The organism is Bacillus sp. SRB_8, assembly GCF_003264205.1.
Lineage (GTDB): Bacteria > Bacillota > Bacilli > Bacillales > Bacillaceae_G > Bacillus_A > Bacillus_A mycoides.
Genome location: NZ_NADT01000020.1, coordinates 126,438 through 147,354, shown reverse-complemented (window position 1 = coordinate 147,354; position 20,917 = coordinate 126,438). Strand labels below are relative to the sequence as shown.

Below are 20,917 nucleotides of genomic sequence, written 5' to 3'. Positions count from 1 at the left end.
GACAATACAACTTTAGAAGTGAGGGATTCCGATGCCGTTTTTAGGTAGTGTATATCAAATATTTGGATTATATCCAGAAATTTATTATGGAATGATTTCAGCCGAACTTGCGGAGCAGCAAAGATTGGAACAGGCGGAAAACGAAGAATCAGAAACAGAAGCGTAACTGTATAGGAAACTTCAAAATAAAAATGATAACACGCTACTTGCTCTCTTTACACGTATAAGAGCAAGTAGCGTGTTTTTATTATTTAATAATCCCGTTCTCTAAAATTTTAATAGTAGGTGCTACTTTCACATTAGCTTTTGAAAAAGCACTCGGCCAATCGTCTTCAACCGTTTTCCATTCTTTATATTGAAATGCTCTCGCATAATCACCAAACCCGAATGGATCAAGTTGCTGTTTTTGAATTTTGTGGATTAAATCGTTTAAATCTTTGTTTAGTTGTTTTGTAATAAGTGAAGTTAATTTCTTTCTATCTTTGTCTATATCCATGTTGAATGTAAGTTCAGATACGGAAACTTTAAAATCCATTGCAATATTAAATTTGAAGTGGTTATCGTTATAGCCTGTATGAATATCACGATTGATGCTAAGAACATTTATTGTTACGAAATCGTCGCCGTCGGTATCTTTTAGATGACTATTACTTTCAACTGAATGAGAAGGGATTTTCAGGGTAAGTGAAACGGGTATATTCGCTTTCTTTTGCAACATAAGAAGAAGGGCACTTTCATATCGATTTAAAGACATTTTATAGATTCCACGAGAAGTTAATAGTGCAGAGCCGGTAACAATCACATCTTTTTTTCCTTTTTTTATTTCTGAGATAGCAGGTGTTATACCTTTATTAAAAGTTTGCCTATGAAATTCATGGAATGTCGTAAACACGGTTCGATTGTATAGTTTGTTCGTATTAATTAAATCTGTTAAATATTCAGGAAGTGCAGGCTTATCTTTAAAGTTATTATATATAACTGAAGAAATTGGACCGTCTACTGCAACCATACGCATATTTCCTGTGTTTTTAGGGTCTCGATACCAAACATCAAGGTAAGGCATAGCTCCTTCTTGTTTTAAAAACTTCGTGCTAAATAAAATGAGCTGTAATTTTTCTGTAGAAACTAAGCCACTACTTGAACTATTAAACGTGGCTTTTGCTTCTCGAGGTGTACGTACTTTCGCTTCATGAGTTTCGTACTTTTTCTCTACATCCTCATTAAAAATAGGGTTTACGTGGTACACAATTAATTTTCCTTTTGCTTTTGCGTCAAAACCGTAAATTAATGAAATCGATTGTTTTTCTAAGTCGAGCCGATCTCCACAACCTGTTAAAAAGATTATGAGAAAGCAAAGTATAGTGAAATGAATAAAGCGTCTCATTTAAATTTTTCTCCTTTTCCAATGCTGATAAAGTGTCATGTATAAGAGAAAGAAGACTGGGAATAGAAAAACGATAAAATAACTTGCAGTTCCCCAAAAATTCCGCAAGGCACTTATTTGATAAGAAGAAGGGATATAAAAGAATAAAACGAAAACACACCCGAATAACAATAACCAAATAGGTAATGAACTCCCTTTTTTGTTAAGTAATTGATTGATTCCATCTGAGGCAGTAAAAATATAAGGAATGCAAGAATCAAAAATAATGAAGAGATAAAATGACAAAAAGATAATTTCAAATCGTTCCAGAAATGAAAAGTGAAATGGTGTAACAAGAGAAAGAGTGGGCCATAAAAACTTAGTTATACCATCTGGGCTAAAATAAAGGAAAGAAACGAACGTAACTTGAAGATAAACAAATAGCGTAATCAAATTCGCAAGAACAATTCCTTTTTTGGCAGATGATTTATTACTGAGATAAGGATAAAGGACAAATGCAAACTCAAATCCGAGAAAGGCAATAATAGTTGATTTTACTGTGTTGAAAACTGGTATCCATCCCTCTTTCAGGAGAGGAAGAAGATAAACCCAATGCCCATCTTTAAGTGGGATAAATAATAGCAATGGCATCCAGAGTGTAAATAAGACAGTAAAAACAGCATAGCGACTAATAATAAGAACACCTTTACATGCGAGCATAAGCATTGGGATAGATAATAACATCATGATTAAAAACATTGGAGATCTAGGTAAAATCCAAATGTGAATAACGTATAAGAGGGAAAAAATTAAGGAAACAGCTGCAAGAACAGCATATAAAATCCAAAAAATCATTGCTACTCTTCCTAGCCATTTCCCAAGGTAACGAGTTAGCACATCAAGTAAAGTATATCCAGGATGATTTTCCATAATTTTTATAATACATAGACTGACTAAAGTAGTGATAGCGCACCCTATAATAATAGACATCCAGCCATCTGTATTCGCCCCTTGTGCAACTTCACGTGGCAGTGTAAGTACACCGAATCCCACTTGAACACCACTAATCGTTAAAATGTATTGAAATAAACTAATCTCCCTCTTTGCTCGCTTTGTCACTTATTTTCCTCCGTTTCTTCTATATCGCGTTGTCGCTTTTCTTGTTTTAAGTTAAGGGATAGTGGTCGTTTCTTCATTAGTTTCCATGGTAAACGTATAAGAATGTCTTTTAAATCCGAAGCAAAAGACGGAGAAAAAGGACTACCATAAGGAACACCAAGTGATTCCATAGAAAGAATATGAATGATGATAACTGCCATCCCAACCATAATGCCAATGACCCCAAATAAAGAAGCGATTATCATCATTGGAAAGCGAAGAAGCCGAATTCCTGCTGACATTTCCATGTTAGGGATGATAAAAGAAGCGACTGCGGTAATAGATACGACGATAACCATAACATTACTTACTATTCCTGCTTGAACAGCAGCTTGTCCAATGACAATCCCTCCTACGACGCCAATCGTTTGTCCAACGGGACCAGGAAGCCGAACTGCAGCTTCGCGGAGCATTTCAAGTACTAATTCCATCAAAAGTGCTTCTAATATAGGGGGAAAAGGAATTTTAGCTCGAGATTCTCCAATTGTTAACAATAATTTAAGTGGAATCACTTCATAATGGAACGAAATCATAGCAATATAAAGAGCTGGAGCAAATATAGCAATAAATAATCCGGTAAAACGAAGTAATCGTATGAAAGACGGAATCATAGGTCTAAAGCTATAATCATCTATCGTCTGAAAAAAAGATGAAAAGGTCATAGGTCCAATTAATACGCCGGGTGAGCGGTCTACAACAACAGCAATTCTTCCGTTCAAAATGTGATGGGCCGTTGTATCAGGGCGTTCGGTTATTGATAATTGCGGAAAGAGAGTGTAGGAATTATCTTCAACAAACCCTTCTAATTCTCCGGTAGTAATAATGGCATCCACTTTGATTGATTCGATGCGACATGCCATTTCTTGTACGACATCTTCGTTTGCAATGTCTGCTAGGTACAGCAAAAAAACCTTTGAAGTAGCTCGTTCACCAACAGTGAATTCCTTCACCTTCAATTCGCGATTTGGAATATATCGACGAATTAGTGCAAGGCTGTCGCTCGCTACCTCATTAAATCCTTCGTGTGAGCTTTTTATGGAAGTTTCTGTTGTAGGTTCTTCAATACTCCTTTTTGGCGTCGATTGCGTATCTAGTTCTAACGCTGTAAGCTGTCCATTTATAAATAAAATACTTTTACCATGTAAAAGGGACTGTTCAATATCTGACCATTGCTGAACTTTTTTTACATTTCCGATTGTAACTGAAGATTCCCAAAAATTGTCCTCATTCCACTCTTTAAATAGGAGGGGGCGAAGAATATCGATGTTAATAACAGTTTTATCTACAAGTCCTTCCATATATATGAGAGCGGCTTCTTTTCCATTTTTTAACGGGAAAGTGCGTGTAATTAATTCTGGAATACCGCTAAAAAGTTTTGACAAGTGCTTTAGATTAAGGGAAAGAGAAGAAGAGATAGATTTATTTAATATGTGATCAGCTTGCTCTTGTGCAGAAAAAGATTTTTCACCACGTATCCATTTATTAAAAGGCCCCATTTGTTCGCTTACTCCTTGTTATGTTTATATGGGTTATTATGGATAGTTCCATGCGGACATATGCGTAGTTTAAATTTTATATTGTATATTTTTAGCTTTAACGCTATAATTACAGTGTTAAAGATGGAATCGTGATATGACCTGTTATGAATCTATCGTTTTATTTATGAATAAATGGATTGGTATTTTAGCAAGATGTGCTAATAAACTACTCCACCATGACAATAACGTGCCGAAATGTGGTGCGTATATTTTCGTGGTGGAGTTTTTTTATTCTCAAAAAGGGGGAAAGACCATGAATGACAACATGGTTTATATTACAATTGACGGAAAAAAGTATGCAGCGGAGCCCGGTTCAACGGTACTGGGTATTATTAATGAGAACGGTATTGAACATCCACAAATTTGTTACGTGCCAGAAGTAGATCCTATTCAAACATGTGACACTTGTATCGTAGAAGTTGACGGAAAGTTAATGCGCTCTTGTTCGACAGTGGCGACAGAAGGTATGAACATTGAACGTAATTCTGCTCGTGTAAAAGAAGCGCAAACAGAGGCGATGGATCGATTGCTAGAAAATCATTTACTATACTGTACGGTATGTGACAACAACAATGGGAATTGTAAACTGCATAATACAGCAGAATTAATGGAAATCGAGCATCAAAAATATCCTTATGAACCGAAAGTAGATGTAAGTGAAGTTGATATGACGCATCCGTTTTATCGTTATGATCCTAATCAATGTATTGCATGCGGTCAATGTGTTGAGGTGTGTCAAAACTAACAAGTAAATGAAACGTTATCAATAGACTGGGAAGCGGAACGTCCACGAGTTATTTGGGATGAAGGAGTAAATATTAATGATTCTTCATGTGTGAGCTGTGGTCAATGTGTAACCATTTGTCCTTGTAACGCTTTAATGGAGAAGACGATGCTCGGTGAAGCTGGATTTATGACGGGATTAAAACCAGATATTCTTGAACCGATGGTAGATTTAATTAAAGAAGTTGAGCCTGGATATAGCGGTATTTTTGCGGTATCAGAAGTGGAAGCGGCCATGCGTGATACTCGTACGAAGAAAACGAAAACAGTATGTACATTTTGTGGTGTAGGTTGTTCATTTGAAGTGTGGACGAAAGGGCGTAAAATCCTTAAAGTACAGCCTTCTTCTGATGCGCCAGTTAACGCAATTTCTACTTGTGTAAAAGGAAAATTCGGTTGGGATTTCGTAAATTCTAAGGAACGAATTACGAAACCTTTAATTCGTAAAAATGGAGCGTTTGTTGAATCTACATGGGAAGAAGCATTGAATGTAGTTGCAAGTAAATTAGGATCGATTAAAGAAGAGTACGGTAAAGATGCTATCGGTTTTATTTCTTCATCTAAAATTACGAATGAAGACAATTATGTTATTCAAAAATTAGCTCGACAAGTATTTGAAACGAATAATATTGATAACTGCTCACGTTATTGTCAATCACCAGCAACGGACGGATTATTCCGTACAATTGGTATGGGCGGAGATGCTGGAACAATTAAAGATATCGCACAATCCGGTCTTGTTATGATTGTAGGTTGTAATCCGACAGAAGGTCATCCAGTATTAGCTACACGCATTAAACGTGCGCATAAATTACACGGACAAAAATTAATTGTGGCTGATCTTCGTAAAACAGAAATGGCAGAGCGTTCAGACGTCTTTATTAGCCCGAAACAAGGAACAGATCAAGTATGGTTAATGGCTGTTACGAAATATATGATTGATCAAGGCTGGCACGATCAACGATTTATTGATGAGAATGTAAATTTCTTTGAAGATTTTAAAGAGAGTCTTACAGAATATACACTTGAATATGCAGAAGAAATGACTGGTATTTCAAAAGAAACACTTATTGAAATGGCTGAAATGATTCGTGATGCAGATGGTACATGTATCCTTTGGGGTATGGGAGTAACGCAAAATACAGGTGGATCTGATACTTCCGCTGCGATTTCAAACTTACTTCTTGCAACAGGTAATTATCGTCGTCCAGGTGCTGGTGCATATCCACTTCGAGGTCATAATAACGTACAAGGTGCTTGTGATATGGGTACTTTACCCGGATGGCTTCCTGGATATCAGCACGTTACTAATGATATGGAACGTGCGAAATTTGAAATGGCGTACGGAGTGAAAATTAATAGTGAACCAGGTCTTAATAATATTGAAATGCTGCACGCAATTGACGAAGGAAAAATGAAAGCTATGTATCTTGTCGGAGAGGATATGGCTCTTGTAGACTCAAACGCGAACCACGTACACGAAGTGTTATCAAGCCTTGATTTCTTCGTTGTGCAAGACGTTTTCTTATCTAAAACTGCTCAATATGCAGATGTTGTATTACCGGCAGCACCGTCTCTTGAGAAAGAAGGTACTTTCACAAATACAGAGCGTCGTGTACAAAGATTGTATCAAGTTCTTCCTGCGCTTGGAGATGCGAAGCCAGATTGGTGGATTGTGCAGGAGATTGCTAATAAATTAGGAGCAAACTGGAATTATAGCCATCCAAGTGAAATTTTTGCGGAAATGGCAAGTTTATCACCCTATTCTCACAAGCAAATTATGAAGTACTTGAAGGCTGGAATAGTTTCCATTGGGGAAGTTTTGATGGAACGAATACACCATTACTTTTCCAAGATGGATTTAATTTCCCAGATAAAAAAGCTCGTTTTGCGATTGCTGACTGGGTACGTCCAGCTGAATTCCCAGCGGAGTTCGATCTTCACATTAATAACGGTCGTATGCTTGAACATTTCCATGAAGGGAATATGACAAATAAATCAACAGGTATTCAAACGAAAGTACCTGGTGTGTTTGTTGAAGTTTCTCCAGCACTTGCAAAAGAACGTGGAGTGAAAACAGGTTCATTAGTTCGTCTTGTTTCTCCTTTTGGAGCATTAAAATTACGTGCACTTGTAACAGACCGTGTAAAAGCGAATGAGTTATATTTACCGATGAACTCTACAGATAATGAAACAGCAATTAATTTCTTAACAGGTCCTGCTGTGGACGTACGTACGAACACACCTGCTTATAAACAAACGAAAGTGCGTATGGAAGTGCTAGAAGTTGATGGCGCAAATCCGATGCCAAAAGCGAACCCACGTAACAAAAAACGTCATCCTCAAGCTGGTATTGAGGTAAATCGTAAGTGGGCACGTCCAGGGTATGTGCATTTAACGGATAAGTAGGAGGAGAAAAATATGGCTGCACCTATAAAAATGATTCAAAAACAAGAATTAACTGAGGAAGAAATAAAACAGCAAAAATTAGATGATTTAAAAGAGCTCCTAGCTAATAATGAAGAAGCTTTAAATCAAATGTTTAATATTGTTGGGGAATTAAATGACATCGGAATGCTAGAAGCTGCAAATTCTATGCTAAAGGCGAAAGAACCAATCGCAAAGATTGTTCTTGGCCAAGTGACTCGTGAGCCTGTTACAAATTTAATTAATAATATGATGGGTGCTGCGGGTGCTCTAACAGAACTTGATCCGGGGCTTACGAAAAAGCTTATAGGTAGCTTATTAGTAGGACTAGAAGAAGGTAATGAACATCTAGAGAGTAACAAAAAAGTAGGGGTATTCGATCTTATGAAAGTATTGAAAGACCCAGACATTAACCGTGCTATCGGGTTTGGACTTCATTTCTTAAAAGGTATGGGGAAAGGGTTAAAAGACGAATAAACTTCATGAAGTGAACCTTTTCGCCCAAATGTTTGTACGAAATAGTTTGGGCGGAAGGATCATTTTGGTAAAATATATAATAAAGTAAAATGAGGCTTTTGGGAGGTATAATTGTATGTCAAAAAAAGTACATGAATTTAATGATATGATACGAAAACTTCGAAAAGAACTTTTCGGAAAAGGGCCGGAAAGAATTCATACTGTATTTGCTGAAAATATGGCGATTGCAACCCTTTATGGAAACTTAACACCTACTGAAAAATTCATTTCAAGTACGATGGACGGTGCGGAAATGGTTCATATGGCTAGAACGAAAATGATTCAAGAAGTGTATGCTGCGAATTCCCGTGAACACTTGGAGGAACTTGTTGAAGCGAAATTAGTGAATTTATTTTCAGATATGAAAGTAGAAGAGGATATTGCAGTTTCGGTATTTGTTTTTGATAAAAATATAACGTGAGAGAAGGATACTGATCGTGAAACCGATACAGGTAGAAAGAGAAATCTTCCGTTATGAACAAGGGGCGTTTAAGCATATAGAGGACAGCATTGTAACAGAGTTTCCAGTCACGATCAAAATGAACGGACAGGAGTTTGTTACAATGGTTAGTACTCCAGAATATATAGAAGACATGGTAATCGGGTTCTTGGCATCTGAAGGAATCATTCGGAAGTATGAAGATATTGATGACATATGGGTACAGGAAAAAGAAGGATTTGTACATGTAACAACGACAAAAGTAAATCCGTATTATGAACAAATGCAAAATAAACGATATATTACTTCCTGTTGTGGTATGAGTAGACAAGGGTTTGTTTTTGCAAATGATGCACTAAGCGCTAAAAAAATGAATGGTGTCCATGTACAGGTTGCTGCAGAAGACTGCTTTCGATTAATGAAAGAAATGCAGCAATCTGCGGAGACGTTTCAACATACAGGTGGCGTTCATAATGCATCTTTGTGCGATGTGAATGGCATTGTTTTAAGCCGAATGGATATCGGTAGGCATAATGCATTAGATAAAATCTACGGTTATTGTTTAAAAAATAATATTTCTATAAGGAATAAAATCATTGTATTTAGTGGTCGTATTTCTTCGGAAATATTATTGAAAGTTGCAAAGATTGGTTGTGAAATTATATTGTCAAAATCAGCTCCAACTGAGTTGGCTTTGCAGCTAGCAGAAGAATTAGGTATTACTACGATAGGGTTTATTCGTAATCAATCCTTAAATATATATACGCATCCAGAGCGTGTTGTAAATATAAAATAAGTAAAAGTGAGGCAATAAATATGAAATCTGTCACATTAGACAAACTACAACGTCCTTTAAAGGATTTACGTATTTCTGTTACTGATCGCTGTAATTTCCGCTGTCGTTATTGTATGCCAGAAGAAATATTTGGTCCTGATTATTCGTTTTTGTCTAATGATAAAATTTTATCTTTTGATGAGATTGAAAGGATAACACGTATTTTTGTTTCTTTAGGTGTAAGAAAGTTACGAATTACAGGCGGAGAACCGTTACTTCGAAGAGGTCTTCCGCAGCTTATTGAGCGCCTTAATAAAATAGAAGGTGTGGAGGATATCGGTTTAACAACCAATGGATCACTACTGAAAAAGTTTGCTCCTGATTTATATAAGGCGGGTTTATCACGTGTGACAGTTAGTTTAGATTCCTTAGAAGAAGAGCGATTTTTCTATTTGAATGGTAATAGAAGCAAAGTGCAAAGGGTTCTGGAAGGAATACAGGCTGCAGCTGAAGTTGGTATGAAAATTAAAATAAACATGGTCGTTCAAAAAGGGAAAAACGAACAGGACATCTTGCAGATGGCGCAATACTTTAAGGGAAATAAGCATATTCTTCGGTTTATTGAGTATATGGACGTTGGAAATTATAACGGTTGGGAGTTAAAAGAGGTTGTCTCTAAACAAGAAATAGTAGATGCCATTCATCAAGTTATGCCATTAGAACGGATAGAAGCGAATTATGCAGGTGAAGTTGCTACTCGCTATCGTTATATTGGAAGTGATGAAGAGATAGGTATTATTTCATCAGTAACAGATTCCTTCTGTTCATCATGTACGAGAGCACGTATTTCTGCAGAAGGAAAATTATATACTTGTTTGTTCGCTTCTAAAGGAAATGACTTGAGAGAACTACTTCGATCTGGATACACTGACGAGGAAATAACATATATCGTACGCGATATATGGAACAATCGAGAAGATCGTTATTCAGATGAACGCTTAAATAATACAAGTAAAAAAAGAATACCTAAAATTGAAATGTCACATATTGGTGGTTGATATATAAAAGTGACGCTATGATGAAGTATATACAAAATGGAAAATGTGCAACGTTTGTAGATTTTCTATTTTATAGTAAAAGTGATGATTGATATCTCTGTAAAAGATGTGCAGAGAAATTAAGCAGCATTCAAAAACCTTTATTTTGAGGAGGTTTTTTGAAGCTGCTTTTTTATTTGGAGAAAATGGAGGAATTAGTAATGGCATTTCATAAACCGGAACAAATTGCTGAACTCGTAATTGAGGCCGGTGTTCAAAAAGTAAGTCAGACGTTGCCAGCAATGCTTATTCTCGGTTTTTTAGGAGGAGCGTTTATTTCGCTCGGTTTTTTACTTAACATTCGCGTTTTAGGTAATTTACCTGAGCGCTGGGGGAGTTTAGTGAATGTTTTAGGAGGAGCGGTTTTTCCTGTTGGACTGATGCTCGTCGTATTAGCAGGAGGAGAATTAATTACCGGAAATATGATGTCACTTTCTATGGCGCTTTATGCAAAGAAAATTACATTGGTAAGTGTACTAAATAACTGGGTTTGGATTACTTTCATGAATTTCGTGGGAGCTATTTTTGTTGCGTATTGTTTCGGTCATCTTGGCGGATTAACAGAGGGAGATTATTTAAATAAAACGGTAGCGATAGCAGAAGGAAAGTTACATGAAACGTTTGGAAGAACTTTAATTTTAGCCATTGGATGTAATTGGCTCGTTTGTCTTGCGCTTTGGCTCGCTTATGGGACGAGTGATTTTGTCGGGAAAATAATCGGAATTTGGATTCCAATTATGGCATTTGTAGTGATTGGATTTCAGCAAGTAGTAGCAAATATGTTTGTCATCTCGGCAGTTATTTTTGCAGGTCATCTGACGTGGATGGATCTTGCTAGAAATTTTGTTCCTGTCTTTATCGGAAATGTAATTGGAGGAGCTGGATTTGTTGGATTTGCTTACTTTGCTTGTTATCAAAAACAACATTCTAATATGAAATAGAGTTCTTGAGAGGAAGGGTATGTAATGGCTGAGCGGTATTCACGACAACAGTTGTTCAAACCGATTGGGAGTAGAGGGCAAGAAAAAATTCGAAATAAACATGTGTTAATTGTAGGAGCAGGCGCATTAGGAAGTGCAAGTGCCGAAAGTTTCGTACGTGCAGGTATTGGCAAATTGACGATTATTGATCGTGACTACGTTGAATGGAGTAATTTACAAAGGCAACAATTGTACTCTGAACAAGATGCGAGAGAGAAAATGCCGAAAGCAATTGCTGCTAAAAACCGGTTAGAGCGAATTAATTCGGAAGTACACATAGATGCCTTCGTAATGGATGCAAGTGCAGAAAACATGGAAGACCTATTAAAAAATGTAGATGTAATAATTGATGCAACAGATAATTTCGATATTCGATTTGTAATAAATGATTTATCACAAAAACATAATATTCCTTGGGTATATGGTTCTTGCGTTGGATCGTACGGTATGAGTTATACGGTTATTCCGCAAGAGACACCATGTTTACATTGTGTGCTGAAGAACGTTCCTGTTACAGGTGTGACATGTGATACAGCTGGAATTATTAGCCCGACTGTTCAAGTTGTCGCAGCATATCAAGTGGCGGAAGCATTCAAAATTTTAGTAGGAGATTTTTCAGCAATTAGAAAAACATTTTTCATGTTTGATATATGGAGTAATCAAAACCATTTTATAAAACTAGGGAAAATCAAAACAGACGATTGCCCTTCGTGCGGTTCGAATCGAACTTATCCTTATTTATCATACGAAAACCAAACGAAGGTAGCTGCTTTATGCGGAAGAAATACAGTGCAAATTAGGCCAGTGGAAAATAGAAAGTACGATTTTGACGATATGGAAAAGGTATTAAATAAACTAGGGAAAGTAGATCGGAATCCGTATTTACTATCTTGCCAACTAAATGATTACCGCGTCGTTATTTTTCGAGATGCTCGTGTTTTCATTCATGGTACAAATGATATTTCGAAAGCGAAACAATTATATTATCGCGTATTCGGTTAATAGAAAGGGTTGTCAATAATGGAAAGAAGAGTGCCAATTACGGTTGAAGAAGCTGTTCGTAAAGTAATGGGATTTGCTAATGAGGGATTAAAGGAGCTACTACCTATTGAATTAGCTTACGGACGTATATTAGCGGAGGATTTAATAGCTGACCATGACGTACCTTCATTCAATCGTTCACCGTATGACGGATTTGCTATTAGAGCAGAAGATACGAATGTAGCGAGTTATGAAACGCCAATTGCATTTAAAGTAGTTGGTGAAATTGGCGCAGGATCGCTATTCGATGAGAATGTAGGTCCGTTTCAAGCAGTTCGAATTATGACGGGAGCACAAATTCCGAATGGGTGTGATGCGGTTGTTATGTTAGAGCTGACTTGTCAATATGAGGAAGCTGGCAACAATTATATGGAAGTGAAGCGATCATTCAAAGCGGGCGACAATATTTCTTTTCAAGGTGAAGATGCTCGTAAAGGAACGGTTCTTGCAAAAAAAGGATCATACATTCATCCAGGTATTTCAGCTCTTCTTGCTACGTTCGGGTATAGCGAGGTGCCAGTTGCGAGAAAGCCTGTAATTGGACTATTAGCGACCGGTAGTGAATTGCTGGATGTAAATGATTCATTACAACCAGGGAAAATCCGAAATAGTAATACGTATATGATATTGTCTCAAATTCGAAGAGCGGGCGGAAGAGTAAAATATTTTGGGAAGTTTAGCGATGATTTTCATACATGTTTCACAGCTGTAAAAGAAGCGTTAAGCCAAGTAGATATGCTCATTACAACAGGCGGTGTATCAGTAGGGGATTACGATTATTTACCAGCTATTTATGAAAAGTTAGGTGCATCGATTCTTTTCAATAAAGTTGCAATGCGGCCAGGTAGTGTTACGACTGTAGCACAATTAAATGGCAAGTTATTATTTGGTTTATCAGGAAATCCATCTGCTTGTTACGTAGGATTTGAATTATTTGTAAGACCTTGTATTCGGACGTATATGTTTAGTGAGAAAGCACATGTAAAAAGAGAAAAAGCGTTATTAGGAGAAGATTTTCTAAAACCAAATCCATTTACAAGATTTGTGCGAGCAAAACTGACATATAACGAAGGGCAATTAATTGCTTATCCGTCAGGGTTTGATAAATCTAGCTCGGTTTCTTCTCTAGCAGAGACAAATATATTTATTGTACTTCCAGGTGGTACGAGAGGTTATAAAAAAGATATGTTCGTAGATGTTCTCTTGCTGGAAGATAACGAAGGTAGTGAATGGCCTGGGGCATTTTATAAAGTGAGAGGTGTTTTTAATGGGACAAGCGCTATTTGAGATTGTAGATATACCGATTGTAGTTGAAGAAGTAACGAATAAAGTCGCAAGAAGAGAAGCAGGTGCAATTACAACATTTATTGGTACGGTGAGAGAATTAACAAAAGGAAAACGAACGTTACATTTAGAGTATGAAGCATATAAACCGATGGCAGTAAAACAACTTACGAAAATTGGAGAAGAAATTAACGGGAAATGGCCGGACGCAAAAGTAGCAATTATGCACCGAGTAGGGCGGCTAGAAATCATGGATATTGCGGTCGTTATTGCAGTTTCATCACCGCATCGTAAAGTAGCGTATGAAGCGAATGAATACGCGATTGAACGTATAAAACAAATCGTCCCAATTTGGAAAAAAGAATTTTGGGAAGATGGGACGATGTGGATTGGAGATCAACTTGAAAATACGGCATATCCAGAAGGAAAACCGAAGAAGGAAGAATGAGAAGATGATTACAATTTTATTGTTCGCAAATTTACGTGAGGAAGTCGGATCGGATCGACTAGTAATTTTAGAAAAGCAAGAAATGACAGTTCAACAATTAACAGAATGGCTCAAAGCAAGCTATTGCTTACAATCGCTTGATAGAGTGATGGTGGCTGTTAATGAAGAGTTTGTAACGGATGAAGAGATGATAAAAGCCGGAGATATAGTCGCATTAATCCCGCCCGTTAGTGGGGGATAATAAGCTTTTTCGCCAAGAAGATGTTGTATATAAATTCGAATACGAGAAGGGATGAGTTCTATGATTACTCAAGAACAAATAATGAACGCATTAAAACATGTAGAGGATCCGGAGTTACACAAAAGTATTGTAGAATTAAATATGGTTAGAAATATACAAATGAATGGAACAGAGGTTAAACTTGAAGTAGTGCTAACGATTCAAGGTTGTCCATTAAAGGCAAAAATTCAACAAGATGTGGAAGAGTCTCTTCAGGCAATTGGTGCATCTAAGGTAGATTTGACATTTGGTTCTATGACACAAGAAGAACGAGCTGCGCTAACAGAGAAGTTAAAGAAAAATACTAGAACAGAAACTGGAATGCCAAGCATGCTTCACCTTGATTCAGGGGTACGATTTATTACTGTAACGAGCGGTAAAGGTGGAGTTGGAAAATCAACGGTGACAATTAACCTTGCAACTGCTTTAGCTCGTATGGGCAAAAAAGTGGGGATATTAGATGCAGATATATATGGTTTTAGCATTCCAGCTATGATGGAAACGAATCAAAAACCGACGATGATTGATCAAACAGCAATTCCAGTTGTTAGTCACAGTGTTAAAATTATGTCGATGGGATTTTTTACGGAAGGAAATAACCCAGTTATGTGGCGCGGACCGATGTTAAATAAATGGATTCAAAATTTCCTTGCGAATACGCACTGGGGAGAATTAGATTATTTACTTCTTGATTTACCACCTGGCACAGGAGATGTAGCTATTGATGTTGCAGCAATGATCCCGCAGGCGCAAGAAATTATCGTTACAACACCACACAACGTAGCTTCATTCGTAGCATCTAGAGTAGGTGTTATGGCAAAACATACGAAACACGAGATTTTAGGGATTGTAGAAAATATGGCTTATTATGAAGAACAAGATGGATCGAAAAATTATCTCTTCGGAAAAGGTGGCGGCGAAATGCTTGCAGAACAATTGCAAACAGAAGTGATTGCACAAATACCTTTTGCAAAACGAGAAGAAAATAACGGTTCATCTGTATATGATGAAGACTCTCTTGTAGGAGAAGTGTTTACATCGTTAGCGGAGGATATTATTTATAAAGGATAGAGGGGGAAGTTTAGTATGGCGTGTAATATCGATCATTCTATGGAAGATGTAATGAATAAGCTTGAAAGTCAGAAGAGTTTTTTGCCTAAAGAGATTTTTACAGGATTGAAGGGATTTTTGCAAGGTAATCATTCACAGGAAATATTAAATGATATCTTTCATCTTTTAAAAAAGTATGACTTAGTTAGTGAAGAAGAACGAGAGATGAGAAATACTCAATTATTGCTGATTATAAAATAAATACGCTTTGGCTTTTGTTTTTTTGCAGAAGGGGTGAATGTAATGGATATGAAAAAGATGATTGAAACGATAGAAGCAACTAAAGTGACTGACGAAGAATTATCGATTTCTATTTTACATCAAAAGCTTGTGAAGTTGTATAGTCAAAAAGATAGTGCGGAGTATACGGAGATATTAAAATATATTTTATCATTATCCGTGCAGCTGAACCTACATTTCGTATTGAAATATTTTGGTGTGCGCCCGGTTGTTGCTGCAGATGAACGTATGCAATTTCAAGAGATATTTAAATGTTTAGCTAAGAAAGATGATAATGGGGAATGGTTTCTAAATTTCGTTTCTTTATATGTAGGACTAATTGTAGTTCTGCATTTTGATGAAAAAGAGATTGAGAGAAGTTTTTTCGATGATATGGTAGTGGATGAAGGGAATGCAATATAAGGTTCTGCTCATAATATCTTTCTATTTAATTGCTTTAACTGCGATTTTAGTTGGTTATTTAAATATAAAGGTAACTAATTAATGAAAAGTGTTCTTCAGTTGTTTCCATCGTTTTTTCATGTTACCATTAAGCGAATTTTTCATAGGGAGAGAAAGCGATGAAATGGATTTATTTTATTATTATTAACGTTATAGCTTTTAGCCTTATGGGGCTTGATAAACGAAAAGCGAAGAAGAAACAGTGGAGAACGCCAGAAAGTACGTTGTTTTTATCAGCGGCAGCTGGAGGCGCAGTTGGTGCTTGGATCGGTATGTATATGTTTCACCATAAAACACATAAAAAGAAATTTGTTTTCGGTATACCGTTACTTGTCGTTATAACAGTATGTTTACTTTTTGCTGTATGAGAAATGTCGAAAGAATTGCAGATTGATTATTGGTAAAGTGAGCATGCGGGACCGTATAATGGAGAAAAATGAGAAGAGGAGAAAAGGGAAGATGGGGAGTCAATCCGCACAGCAAAAAAAAGGGATTATATATGCGGCTGGTGCTTATACGATGTGGGGAATCCTACCAATCTATTGGAAATGGGTTGAGGAAGTTCCAGCAGATGAAATATTAGCACACCGTATCGTTTGGGCGTTTGTTTTTATGTTACTTGTGTTAGGTGTTACGAAGAGGTTTCGTCAGTTTATTGGGGAGTTCGTGAATCTTTTTAAACGACCTAAATTATTAATGTCATTAACAATAGCTTCAGTCTTGATTAGCGGAAACTGGTTTGTCTACATATGGGCCGTTAATCATAATCATGTCATTGAAGCAAGTCTTGGATATTATATTAATCCGCTTATTAGTATTTTACTTGGTACAGTCGTTTTAAAGGAAAAGTTAAACTTTTGGCAATATGTTGCAGTTGGTTTAGCTGGAATAGGGGTTATCATTTTAACAGTCCGTTTCGGATCTATTCCATGGGTTTCTCTTTCACTTGCTTTTTCATTTGGATTATATGGATTAACAAAAAAATTATTAAATTATGATGCAACAATTGGGCTTACGATGGAAACGATGTTAGTGACGCCATTTGCACTTATATATTTGTTTATGACAGGAGTTCATGGCTTTGGTTCGTTCGGTTCTATTTCGGCAATATCAACGTTTCTTTTAATAGGGGCAGGTATTGTTACAGCGTTACCACTCTTTTATTTTGCTAAAGGAGCACAACTTATTCCGCTCTATATGATAGGATTTTTACAATACATCGCGCCGACTATTAGTTTAATTTTAGGTGTGTTCGTTTTTGGTGAACATTTCACATCTACTCATATGATTGCGTTTTTCTGTATATGGATTGCTTTATTTGTCTTTTCAATGGCGAAAACAAAGTTTCTACTACAGAAGCAACCAAAATTTATTAAAAATAAATCAGCAAAAGTATCATAATGCGTAGTATTTTCTACGCATTTTTCTTTATACTGATACTATATAGATTTCCATTATAGTCAGTAGGGAGCTGAAAAACATGGAAACAATTTTACATAATGATCCACTTATAGCAGCTATAATTTCTTGGTTTTTAGCACAGTTAACGAAAGTCGTTTTTAAATTAATAAAAACAGGCGAGTTTGATTTTGCTAAGTTCTTTGCTTCAGGTGGAATGCCAAGTTCGCATGCTTCGACTGTTACTGCACTTGCTACAGGTGTCGGAGTGGTGGAAGGTGTGGAGAGTCCAATATTTGCGGTTGCCGCTATTTTTGCCATTATTGTTATGTACGATGCTTCAGGAGTAAGGCTTGCGGTAAGTAAGCAAGCGAAAATATTGAATGATTTTTTTCATGGTAGACAAACAGAATATAGAAAGTTAAATGAGCTCGTTGGACATACACCGTATCAAGTTGTTGTTGGTGCACTATTAGGAATTGTTGTCGGGGTTGGGTATTGTTTGTAAGCAGAATGTGTGTAATGCACGTTCTGCTTTTCTTTGTTTTCATACATATTTAGATGAGTTTTCGAATATCGTATACGGACTTAGAAAGGGTGGGTGAGCGGTGTGCTACTATATGACAAAGTGCATGAGGAGATAGAGCGGAGAACGACTGCACTTCAAACGATGCAAAGGCAAGACGGAACGTGGCAATTTTGTTTTGAAGGAGCTTTGCTAACGGATTGTCACATGATTTTTTTACTCAAATTATTAGGGCGAAATGACGAAATAGAACCGTTTGTGAAAAGGTTAGTATCTCTTCAAACAAATGAAGGGACTTGGAAATTATACGAAGATGAAAAGGGAGGGAATTTATCCGCGACGATTCAAGCATATGCTGCTTTACTTGCTTCGGAAAAATATTCGAAAGAAGATATGAATATGAGGCGAGCTGAAATGTTTATTAAGGAACACGGGGGAGTTTCTCGTGCCCATTTTATGACGAAATTTTTATTAGCGATTCATGGAGAATATGAATTTCCTGCGCTTTTTCACTTTCCAACACCAATATTATTTTTACAAGATGACTCCCCCCTCAGTATATTTGGGTTAAGCAGCTCAGCGCGTATACATTTAATTCCGATGATGATTTGTATGAATAAGAGATTCCGTGTAGAGAAAAAGTTATTGCCAAATTTAAATCATATTGCAGGCGGGGGTGGGCAATGGTTTCGAGAGGAGCGGTCTCCGCTGTTTCAATCGTTTTTAGGTGATGTGAAAAAGGTAATATCTTATCCATTATCGTTACATCATAAAGGATACGAAGAAGTAGAGCGCTTTATGAAGGAGCGTATAGATGAAAATGGAACATTATATAGTTACGCCAGTGCTACGTTTTATATGATTTATGCTTTGCTTGCATTAGGGCACTCTATTCAGTCTCCAATTATTGAGAAAGCTGTGACAGGATTAAAATCTTATATATGGAAGATGGACAGAGGAAGTCATTTGCAAAATTCTCCTTCTACCGTATGGGATACCGCTTTACTTAGCTATTCATTGCAAGAAGCTAAAGTTACAAATGAAAATAAGATGATTCAAAGGGCGACGGAGTATTTATTGCAAAAACAACAAACTAAAAAGGTAGATTGGAGCGTACATGCATCATCACTTGTAGCTGGCGGTTGGGGATTTTCAGATGTTAATACGACGATCCCTGATATAGACGATACTACAGCTGCCCTTAGAGCGTTAGCGCGAAGTAGAGGGAATGATAGAGTAGATGATGCGTGGGGAAGAGGTGTGGAATGGGTAAAAGGATTGCAAAACAATGATGGAGGCTGGGGAGCTTTTGAACGAGGGGTAACGAGCAAGTTACTATCGAATTTGCCGATTGAAAATGCGAGTGATATGATAACCGATCCGTCCACACCAGATATTACAGGTAGGGTGTTAGAATTATTCGGAACGTATGCACCGAATGAATTGCTTGAAGAGCAAAAAAAGAAAGCTATCAAATGGTTAATGGATGTACAGGAACAGAATGGATCATGGTATGGAAAATGGGGGATATGTTATATATATGGGACATGGGCAACGATGACAGGCTTACGTGCATTAGGAGTGCCTTCTACTCATCCATCGTTGAAAAAAGCAGCTTCATGGCTCGAACATTTGCAGCATGAAGACGGAGGGTGGGGAGAATCCTGTCAAAGTAGTGTAGAGAAAAAATTTATTTCTTTACCTTTTAGTACGCCGTCACAAACAGCGTGGGCACTTGATGCACTCATTTCTTACTACGATCAAGAAACACCGATTATTCGAAAAGGAATTACATATTTGCTCGCGCAGTCTACTATGAATGAAAAATATCCTACTGGTACAGGGTTACCGGGGGGCTTTTATATTCGCTATCATAGTTATGGGCATATATATCCGTTACTTGCTTTAGCGCACTACGTAAAGAAATATAGAAAATAAACCGAGAGATACTCTCGGTTTATTTTGATGGGTAGTAGGTCCCTGTTGAAAAGAATAAGGAACGTTGTAGTTCCTTATTTTTCTGTTGATTGGCGTTTTTGACGTGCATCAGCGGCATTTGCACGTGCGTTTGCTTCTAAGTCATTGTGGTCAGCGAGTTCGCGAGCGAACTCAACATCAATGCCATCGGCAGCTTTGTTTTGATTTACATTCTTTTTTTTCATTCGACACAATCTCCTTGTGTTTTATGCGGCGTTGCAAAGTTAGTTTGACACAAATAGACTTTTTTATACAAAGAGGATTTGGAAAGCATAGAGCCGAAATATACAATATAACTAATAGAAATGGGGGATAGAGATGGAATTGTTGAATGGGAAAACAGCTGTTGTAACGGGTGCTGCGCAGGGGATTGGAAAAGAAATCGCACGAGTTTTTGCAAAACTAGGGGCCAAAGTATTAATTAGTGATGTAAATGAAGAGAAGCTACAAGAAACGACACGTGAATTATCAGATGAAGGGTATGATGTGAGTTTATATCGATGTGATGTGAGTAATCAAAATGAAGCGAAGTCGTTAATTGAATATGCGGTGCAAAAATTTGGTACATTACATATTTTAGTGAATAACGCTGGGATTACAAAAGATGCAATGTTACATAAGATGGAGAAGTCTGCTTGGGAACAAGTATTACAAGTGAACTTAACTGGCGTTTTTTATTGTATGCAGCCAGCACTTCTTTATATGAGACAACAACAGTATGGACGGATTATTAATATTTCTTCTATTAGTAGGGAAGGAAACATTGGACAAGCAAATTATGCGGCTACAAAAGCAGGGGTTGTAGGCTTAACAAAAACAGCAGCGAAAGAGGTTGGAAGTTTTGGTATTACGTGTAATGCGATTTGTCCAGGGTTTATGGATACTGATATGACAAAAACAATACCGGATAAAGTAAAAGAGAAAATGGTTGGAGCGATTCCAGTTGGAAGAATTGGAACGCCGGAAGATATTGCAAACGCAGCTGCCTTTTTAGCATCAGAGTATGCGTCTTACATTACAGGAGAGGTATTAAATGTGAGCGGTGGGTTGCAAGTGTAAATGAATACATAATGAAAAGAACCTGACCGAGTAGGTC

The 20,917-nt window shown here is 37.1% G+C and carries 22 protein-coding genes and 1 pseudogene; 19 read left to right on the top strand and 4 right to left on the bottom strand.

The genetic code is table 11. From position 1 onward, the window contains the following. Window positions 1–31: 31 nt before the first annotated feature. Window positions 32–166: a hypothetical protein gene (locus B5P40_RS19020; RefSeq protein ID WP_001116181.1), complete on the top strand. Its 135-nt coding sequence runs from the start codon at window positions 32–34 to the stop codon at window positions 164–166. 81 nt (window positions 167–247) lie between these two features. Here the strand turns inward: B5P40_RS19020 and gerSC are convergent, their stop codons facing one another. The 3 genes from gerSC to B5P40_RS19005 are packed head-to-tail and all read right to left on the bottom strand — an operon-like array spanning window position 248 to window position 4,017. Further along, window positions 248–1,384: a spore germination protein GerSC gene (gene gerSC, locus B5P40_RS19015; RefSeq protein ID WP_113709639.1), complete on the bottom strand. Its 1,137-nt coding sequence runs from the start codon at window positions 1,382–1,384 to the stop codon at window positions 248–250. Then, on the bottom strand, window positions 1,385–2,482 hold the full coding sequence (locus tag B5P40_RS19010) for an endospore germination permease (protein WP_113709638.1): 1,098 nt from the start codon (window positions 2,480–2,482) through the stop codon (window positions 1,385–1,387). Next, entirely contained in the window at window positions 2,479–4,017 is a 1,539-nt protein-coding gene (locus B5P40_RS19005; protein ID WP_113709637.1) for a spore germination protein, read from the bottom strand. Before B5P40_RS19005 ends, B5P40_RS19010 begins: the two co-directional genes overlap by 4 nt. A gap of 295 nt (window positions 4,018–4,312) precedes the next feature. Between B5P40_RS19005 and fdhF the strand changes: the two are divergent. The 17 genes and pseudogenes from fdhF (at window position 4,313) to B5P40_RS18920 (ending at window position 19,782) form a co-directional block, all read left to right on the top strand. After that, a pseudogene (gene fdhF / locus B5P40_RS19000) lies at window positions 4,313–7,251 on the top strand (formate dehydrogenase subunit alpha). A gap of 12 nt (window positions 7,252–7,263) precedes the next feature. Beyond that, window positions 7,264–7,746: a helical membrane plugin domain-containing protein gene (locus tag B5P40_RS18995; protein ID WP_000729895.1), complete on the top strand. Its 483-nt coding sequence runs from the start codon at window positions 7,264–7,266 to the stop codon at window positions 7,744–7,746. A gap of 115 nt (window positions 7,747–7,861) precedes the next feature. Next, complete coding sequence (locus tag B5P40_RS18990; RefSeq protein WP_113709636.1) at window positions 7,862–8,206, top strand: Na-translocating system protein MpsC family protein; 345 nt, start codon at window positions 7,862–7,864, stop codon at window positions 8,204–8,206. 16 nt (window positions 8,207–8,222) lie between these two features. After that, window positions 8,223–9,020 (top strand): formate dehydrogenase accessory sulfurtransferase FdhD, encoded by a 798-nt coding sequence (fdhD, locus tag B5P40_RS18985; RefSeq protein ID WP_113709635.1) that lies wholly within the window; start codon window positions 8,223–8,225, stop codon window positions 9,018–9,020. A gap of 20 nt (window positions 9,021–9,040) precedes the next feature. After that, the gene (moaA, locus tag B5P40_RS18980) at window positions 9,041–10,057 is read left to right on the top strand and encodes a GTP 3',8-cyclase MoaA (protein WP_113709634.1); all 1,017 of its coding nucleotides are present in this window, start codon (window positions 9,041–9,043) and stop codon (window positions 10,055–10,057) included. 200 nt (window positions 10,058–10,257) lie between these two features. After that, window positions 10,258–11,037 carry a formate channel gene (locus B5P40_RS18975; protein WP_002107908.1) on the top strand — a complete coding sequence of 260 codons (780 nt, stop codon included), beginning with the start codon at window positions 10,258–10,260 and terminating at the stop codon, window positions 11,035–11,037. Window positions 11,038–11,061: 24 nt separating this feature from the next. Continuing rightward, complete coding sequence (locus B5P40_RS18970) at window positions 11,062–12,078, top strand: molybdopterin-synthase adenylyltransferase MoeB (protein ID WP_113709633.1); 1,017 nt, start codon at window positions 11,062–11,064, stop codon at window positions 12,076–12,078. Between the two features lie 18 nt (window positions 12,079–12,096). Then, the gene (gene moeA, locus B5P40_RS18965) at window positions 12,097–13,404 is read left to right on the top strand and encodes a molybdopterin molybdotransferase MoeA (protein WP_113709632.1); all 1,308 of its coding nucleotides are present in this window, start codon (window positions 12,097–12,099) and stop codon (window positions 13,402–13,404) included. After that, a complete protein-coding gene (moaE, locus tag B5P40_RS18960) occupies window positions 13,385–13,849 on the top strand; it encodes a molybdopterin synthase catalytic subunit MoaE (protein ID WP_113709631.1) in 465 nt (154 codons plus the stop codon). Before moeA ends, moaE begins: the two co-directional genes overlap by 20 nt. 4 nt (window positions 13,850–13,853) lie before the next feature. Continuing rightward, a complete protein-coding gene (moaD, locus tag B5P40_RS18955; RefSeq protein ID WP_046957769.1) occupies window positions 13,854–14,090 on the top strand; it encodes a molybdopterin converting factor subunit 1 in 237 nt (78 codons plus the stop codon). 60 nt (window positions 14,091–14,150) lie between these two features. Continuing rightward, complete coding sequence (locus B5P40_RS18950) at window positions 14,151–15,200, top strand: P-loop NTPase (RefSeq protein WP_113709630.1); 1,050 nt, start codon at window positions 14,151–14,153, stop codon at window positions 15,198–15,200. A gap of 15 nt (window positions 15,201–15,215) precedes the next feature. Then, window positions 15,216–15,440, top strand: coding sequence for a hypothetical protein (locus B5P40_RS18945; protein ID WP_000752391.1), 225 nt, complete (start codon window positions 15,216–15,218; stop codon window positions 15,438–15,440). A 42-nt stretch (window positions 15,441–15,482) separates the two neighbouring features. Then, window positions 15,483–15,881, top strand: coding sequence for a nucleoside triphosphate pyrophosphohydrolase family protein (locus tag B5P40_RS18940; protein WP_113709629.1), 399 nt, complete (start codon window positions 15,483–15,485; stop codon window positions 15,879–15,881). Between the two features lie 158 nt (window positions 15,882–16,039). Then, window positions 16,040–16,288 (top strand): DUF1294 domain-containing protein, encoded by a 249-nt coding sequence (locus tag B5P40_RS18935; RefSeq protein ID WP_016086864.1) that lies wholly within the window; start codon window positions 16,040–16,042, stop codon window positions 16,286–16,288. A gap of 91 nt (window positions 16,289–16,379) precedes the next feature. Next, window positions 16,380–17,321: an EamA family transporter RarD gene (gene rarD, locus B5P40_RS18930; RefSeq protein WP_113709628.1), complete on the top strand. Its 942-nt coding sequence runs from the start codon at window positions 16,380–16,382 to the stop codon at window positions 17,319–17,321. A gap of 79 nt (window positions 17,322–17,400) precedes the next feature. Further along, window positions 17,401–17,826 carry a divergent PAP2 family protein gene (locus tag B5P40_RS18925; protein WP_113709627.1) on the top strand — a complete coding sequence of 142 codons (426 nt, stop codon included), beginning with the start codon at window positions 17,401–17,403 and terminating at the stop codon, window positions 17,824–17,826. Window positions 17,827–17,928: 102 nt separating this feature from the next. Then, entirely contained in the window at window positions 17,929–19,782 is a 1,854-nt protein-coding gene (locus B5P40_RS18920; RefSeq protein ID WP_113709626.1) for a terpene cyclase/mutase family protein, read from the top strand. A 74-nt stretch (window positions 19,783–19,856) separates the two neighbouring features. On the opposite strand, the gene B5P40_RS18915 is transcribed toward B5P40_RS18920, so the two are convergent. After that, the gene (locus tag B5P40_RS18915; protein WP_016100859.1) at window positions 19,857–20,006 is read right to left on the bottom strand and encodes a YfhD family protein; all 150 of its coding nucleotides are present in this window, start codon (window positions 20,004–20,006) and stop codon (window positions 19,857–19,859) included. 133 nt (window positions 20,007–20,139) lie between these two features. Between B5P40_RS18915 and fabG the strand changes: the two genes are divergently transcribed. Beyond that, on the top strand, window positions 20,140–20,880 hold the full coding sequence (fabG, locus tag B5P40_RS18910; protein WP_002014354.1) for a 3-oxoacyl-ACP reductase FabG: 741 nt from the start codon (window positions 20,140–20,142) through the stop codon (window positions 20,878–20,880). The last annotated feature ends 37 nt before the right edge of the window (window positions 20,881–20,917 follow it).